The sequence below is a fragment of the Streptomyces termitum genome, from assembly GCF_014650175.1.
GTDB lineage: Bacteria > Actinomycetota > Actinomycetes > Streptomycetales > Streptomycetaceae > Streptomyces > Streptomyces termitum.
This window is the reverse complement of record NZ_BMUL01000031.1, coordinates 1-5,067: the sequence shown is the minus strand read 5'-3', so window position 1 is coordinate 5,067 and position 5,067 is coordinate 1. Positions and strand designations below refer to the sequence as shown.

Here is a 5,067-nt window from a genome sequence, read left to right as displayed (position 1 = left end):
TCGTCATCGCCCTCAACGGCTTCGACGGCAGCCAGCCCTACACCCCGGACGAGGTCCGCGAGGCGCTCCAGATCGGACCGGACGCGCCGATCATCACGACGGACGCCCGCCACCGCGCGGACGCCAAGAGCGCGCTGATCACCCTCGTCGAGCACGCGCTGATGGCGCGGCTCAAGTAAGCTCCGCGATCAAGGCACTTGTCATATGACGATGTCCGGAACGGCTCTTGTGGATCTGTGTCCTTCACCACGGGCGGCAGGGTCTTCATAACGTTTCGACAGAGAAATTCGGACGCCTCGGACACCCGACGCATCCGATCCGTGCCGCTGCGCTCATACGAGCCCCGCCATTTGGCGGGGCTCGTTCTTTATGCCCGTTTTACGTGCGGCCTGGACCACTGAAACCCCGGGCGCCGCACTGTTTGGAACGGACCCCCTTCACGTGCTGCAATTCATGAACTCCCGAGTAGTACGACCCTGAACGAAACACCGGCACGACGTAGGTGCCGACGCCGAGAGGTTGTTGGTCGAGTGAGGCGAAGCATGGACAGCTCCGCGGAGCAGGAGGCGCGGGGCAACTTCACCCCGCCGTCGCGCACAGCGGTGTCGCCCGCGGACGTACCCGTGACGCCTCCGCCCGCGCCCGCTGCGCCCGGCAGTTCCAGCAGGCTGTCGCCGCGCAACTGGCGGGTGCCCACCCGGCTGAACGCGATCCTCCTCATACCCGTGCTCGTCGGCCTCGTCATGGGCGGGTTCCAGGTCAAGGGAGCCATCGACACCTGGCAGGAGGCCCAGGACGCCGAGAAGACGGCGCTCATCGTGCGCGCCGCCTCGGAGTACTCCACCGCGCTGCTCGACGAGCGCGACCTCACGGCCGCCCCGCTGCTCTCCGGCAAGGACCGCGGCGGCGAGGACATCACGCGCGCGTACGCGGCGACCGAGGCGGCCCGCGCCAAGTTCGACGAGGCCGTCCGGGACATGCCCTCGGGCCAGGGTCTGGAGGGGCGCCTCAAGGAGTTCCGCAACCAGGAGCCGAAGCTGGCGGCGCTCCGCAAGGCCGCCTACACGGGCGCGCTCGACCCGGTGAACACCCAGCTCGGGTACACCGACGTCCAGCACTACCTGATGCAGTTCTCCAACGAGCTCGGGCTCGGCACCGGCAACATCACCTCCTACGGCCGCAGCGTCTACGCGATCCAGCTCGCCAAGGGCGCCGAGTCGCTCCAGCGCTCCATCGGCACCCACCTGCTGATCCGGCCGAGCGCGAAGCCGGCCGACTTCGCCCAGCAGTCGCTGTCGTTCAACTCGTTCAACTACGTGGAGCAGATCGCCCTCGGCGAGTTCACCTCCGGCAGCACGCCCGAGGACGTCCAGGCGTTCAAGAAGGTCATGGCCGCCAAGGCCGCCGAGAGCGCGAAGGCCGCGTCCGACGGCCCCAAGGCCCCGGACGGTTCCGCCTACACCGGCTTCGCCACCGCGATCGGCACCGCCAAGGACCCCGACGCCCTGAGGGCGCTGTCCGCCCGGGGGGTCACCGCCGAGAGCTGGATGACCGTCGCCACCTCCCGGTTCGACGGCTACACCGAGGTCGAGAACACCCTCGTCGAGAAGGCCGTGACCGAGGCCGCCCGGATCTCCGACGACGCCAAGACGGACGCCTGGGTCAACGGCGCGATCGTCGTCATCGCCCTGCTCGCCGCCTTCGTCCTGGCCGGGATGATGGCCCGGCAGATGAGCCGCTCGATGCGCGAGCTGCGCACCGCGGCCTTCGGCATCGCCGAGCAGCGCCTGCCGATGCTGGTCGACCAGCTCTCCCGCACCGAGCCGGGCCGGGTGGACACCCGCGTCCAGCCCATCCCGATCGACTCCCAGGACGAGATCGGCGAGGTCGCCCGCGCCTTCGACCAGGTCCACCGGGAGGCCGTCCGGCTCGCCGCCGAGCAGGCCATGCTCCGGGGCAACGTCAACGCGATCTTCACCAACCTGTCGCGCCGCAACCAGTCGCTCATCGAGGGCCAGCTGACCCTCATCACCGACCTGGAGAACAACGAGGCCGACCCGGACCAGCTGGAGAACCTCTTCAAGCTGGACCACCTCGCGACCCGCATGCGCCGCAACGGCGAGAACCTCCTGGTCCTCGCCGGCGAGGAGCCGGGCCGCCGCTGGGACCAGCCGGTCCCGCTGGTGGACGTGCTGCGCGCCGCCTCCTCCGAGGTGGAGCAGTACGAGCGCATCGAGATCGCCGGCGTGCCGGAGGCCGACATCCACGGCCAGGCCGTGACCGACCTCGTGCACCTGCTCGCCGAGCTGCTGGAGAACGCCACCACGTTCTCCTCCCCGCAGACCAAGGTCCGGGTGACCGCGACCCGTCTCCCCGACGGCCGCGTGATGGTCGAGATCCACGACAAGGGCATCGGCCTCACCGCCGAGGACTTCGCGGACATCAACCACAAGCTGGCGAACCCGCCGACCGTGGACGCGGCCGTCTCGCAGCGCATGGGCCTCTTCGTGGTCGGCCGGCTGTCCGACCGGCACGGCATCCGCGTCCAGCTCCGCCCCTCGGGCGAGCAGGCCGGCACCACCTCGCTGGTCATGCTGCCGGACGCGATCACCCACGGCGGCGGCGGCGAGCAGCCGGCGCCGGGCGACTTCACCGTCTCGCAGATCATCCCGCACCAGCACCAGCAGCAGCCGGGCCTGGAGCCGCAGGCCCCGGCCCCGATGCGGACCGCGGCCGAGCTCGGCTTCGACGACTCGCGCTACGAGCAGCAGGACGCGGAGCGCCCGCTCGACCCGGTCAACCGCTCGCTGGTGCGCGAGGAGCGCCGCGCGGCCCTGGAGGCCCAGGCCCACCCGGGCGAGCAGGTCCAGGAGTACGGCCAGGAGCAGGAGTACGGCCAGGAGCAGGGCTACGGCCAGGAGTACGGCTCCGGGTACGAGCAGGGCCAGGGCCAGGAGTACGGCGCCGCGTACGGTCAGGAGTACGGCGCGGGCTACGCCCAGCAGCCGCAGGGCGGCTACGGCCAGCCCCCGCAGCAGGGCTACGAGGGCTACGACCAGCAGACCGGCGGGTACCCGCAGCAGACGTATGCGGAAGCGGGATACGGCACCCAGGACGCCGGCCACACCGGATACGAGCAGGCGTTCGACGGCCAGTCCCACCAGGGCGGGTGGCCCGAGCAGAGCTCCTACCAGGGCGCTTTCGACCAGGGTTACCGTCCGGAATCGGAATCTTCCCAGGTCGCTCCCGAACAGGGCGCCGAGCGCGTAGGCTTCGACCGTCCGGCCCCGGCACCGAGTCCCGCTCCGGACACCGGCCACGCGCTGACCGACGCCGGTCTGCCGCGCCGCGGCGGCGTCGCCCCGCAGACGCCCCAGGCGCAGCGGCCCGAGCCGCCGGCCCAGCCCGACCAGCCGGTGGGGCAGGACGGGGAGAACGAGAACGGCGGCTCCGAGGATTGGCGCTCGGCCAACGACGAGCGCTGGGAGCAGGCCAAGAAGCTCCGCGAGCCGAAGGCCGGCGGGGTCACCCCGTCCGGTCTCCCCCGGCGCGTCCCCAAGGCCAACCTGGTCGAGGGCACCGCGGAACAGACCCCGCAGGGCGGCCCCCAGGTCTCCCGCGCTCCCGAGGACGTGCGGGGCAGGTTGAGCAACCTGCGCCGGGGCGTCCAGCAGGGGCGCACCGCGGGGGCGGACACGAACGGATCGGGCTTCGGCCCGGGTAGCACCTACAACCAGGAGCGTTAGTGTGAGCGCGATGAGCCAGGCGGCGCAGAATCTGAACTGGTTGATCACCAACTTCGTGGACAACACCCCCGGGGTGTCCCACACGGTGGTGGTCTCCGCCGACGGACTCCTGCTGGCCATGTCCGAGGGGTTCCCCCGCGACCGTGCCGACCAGCTGGCGGCGGTGGCCTCCGGTCTGACCTCGCTGACCGCGGGCGCGTCCCGGATCTTCGAGGGCGGCGCGGTCAACCAGACCGTGGTGGAGATGGAGCGCGGCTTCCTCTTCATCATGTCGATCTCGGACGGTTCCTCGCTGGCCGTCCTCTCGCACCCCGAGTCCGACATCGGTCTGGTGGGGTACGAGATGGCCCTGCTGGTGGACCGGGCGGGCTCCGTCCTCACCCCGGACCTGCGCGCGGAGCTCCAGGGAAGTCTTCTCAACTAATAGACACACGGTGCGTTTCACGTCACCGCACCGTTAGGGTGCGGTGACGCGGCTCCAAGGGACATGGACCGCGAAGCAGTCGGAGGAGGAGACGTGGGAACACCCTCGGGGGCGAACCCCTACAACGGATTCGACGCGTATCAGACGCCGCTCGGCGACACCGCGCAGAACCGGTACGACTTTCCCTCCGCACCCAGCAGACAGGGTGGCGTCGCTCAGCCCTACCCCCAGCCGCAGGCACCCCAGCCGCCCGCCGCGCAGCGCTCGTCGGGCGGGTACGGCGGGCACAACCCGCTGGTGCGGCCGTACGCGATGACCGGCGGCCGGACCCGGCCGCGCTACCAGCTCGCCATCGAGGCGCTGGTCAGCACCACGGCCGATCCGTCCCGGTTGCAGGGGCAGTTGCCCGAGCATCAACGGATCTGCCGGCTGTGCTTCGAGATCAAATCGGTCGCGGAGATCTCGGCCCTCCTCTCCATTCCCCTCGGCGTTGCCCGGATCCTCGTCGCCGACCTGGCGGAGGCCGGGCTCGTCGCCATTCACCAGCCCGGCGGCGACGAGGCCGCCGGCGGTCAGCCAGACGTGACACTGCTCGAAAGGGTGCTCAGTGGACTTCGCAAGCTCTAGCGGCGGCGCGGCCCGTTCAACCACCAGCGCGAAGATCGTGGTGGCGGGTGGCTTCGGCGTGGGCAAGACCACGTTCGTCGGCGCCGTCTCGGAGATCAACCCGCTGCGTACCGAAGCCGTCATGACGTCCGCTTCCGCGGGCATCGACGACCTCACGCACACCGGCGACAAGAAGACGACGACCGTCGCCATGGACTTCGGCCGCATCACGCTGGACCAGGACCTGATCCTGTACCTGTTCGGCACCCCCGGACAGGACCGCTTCTGGTT

4 protein-coding genes and 1 pseudogene are annotated in these 5,067 nt (G+C 70.4%); all 5 read left to right on the top strand.

Annotated features, from left to right (window positions below; all coding sequences use genetic code 11):
• Positions 1-179 (top strand): annotated as a pseudogene (locus IE219_RS31280) (ATP-binding protein); the annotation flags it as partial.
• 351 nt (positions 180-530) lie between these two features.
• Positions 531-3,746 (top strand): sensor histidine kinase, encoded by a 3,216-nt coding sequence (locus tag IE219_RS31275; protein WP_189983702.1) that lies wholly within the window; start codon positions 531-533, stop codon positions 3,744-3,746.
• 10 nt (positions 3,747-3,756) lie between these two features.
• The gene (locus IE219_RS31270; RefSeq protein ID WP_189983704.1) at positions 3,757-4,170 is read left to right on the top strand and encodes a roadblock/LC7 domain-containing protein; all 414 of its coding nucleotides are present in this window, start codon (positions 3,757-3,759) and stop codon (positions 4,168-4,170) included.
• A 93-nt stretch (positions 4,171-4,263) separates the two neighbouring features.
• Complete coding sequence (locus IE219_RS31265) at positions 4,264-4,797, top strand: DUF742 domain-containing protein (RefSeq protein ID WP_189983700.1); 534 nt, start codon at positions 4,264-4,266, stop codon at positions 4,795-4,797.
• Positions 4,778-5,067 (top strand): GTP-binding protein (locus IE219_RS31260; protein WP_189983698.1); only part of this gene is annotated, 290 nt, incomplete at its 3' end. The genes IE219_RS31265 and IE219_RS31260, both read left to right, overlap by 20 nt.

Excerpts from the sequence above, each read along its gene's own strand:
- IE219_RS31270 (WP_189983704.1), top strand. The coding sequence starts at position 3,757 with ATGAGCCAGGCGGCGCAGAATCTGAACTGGTTGATCACCAACTTCGTG.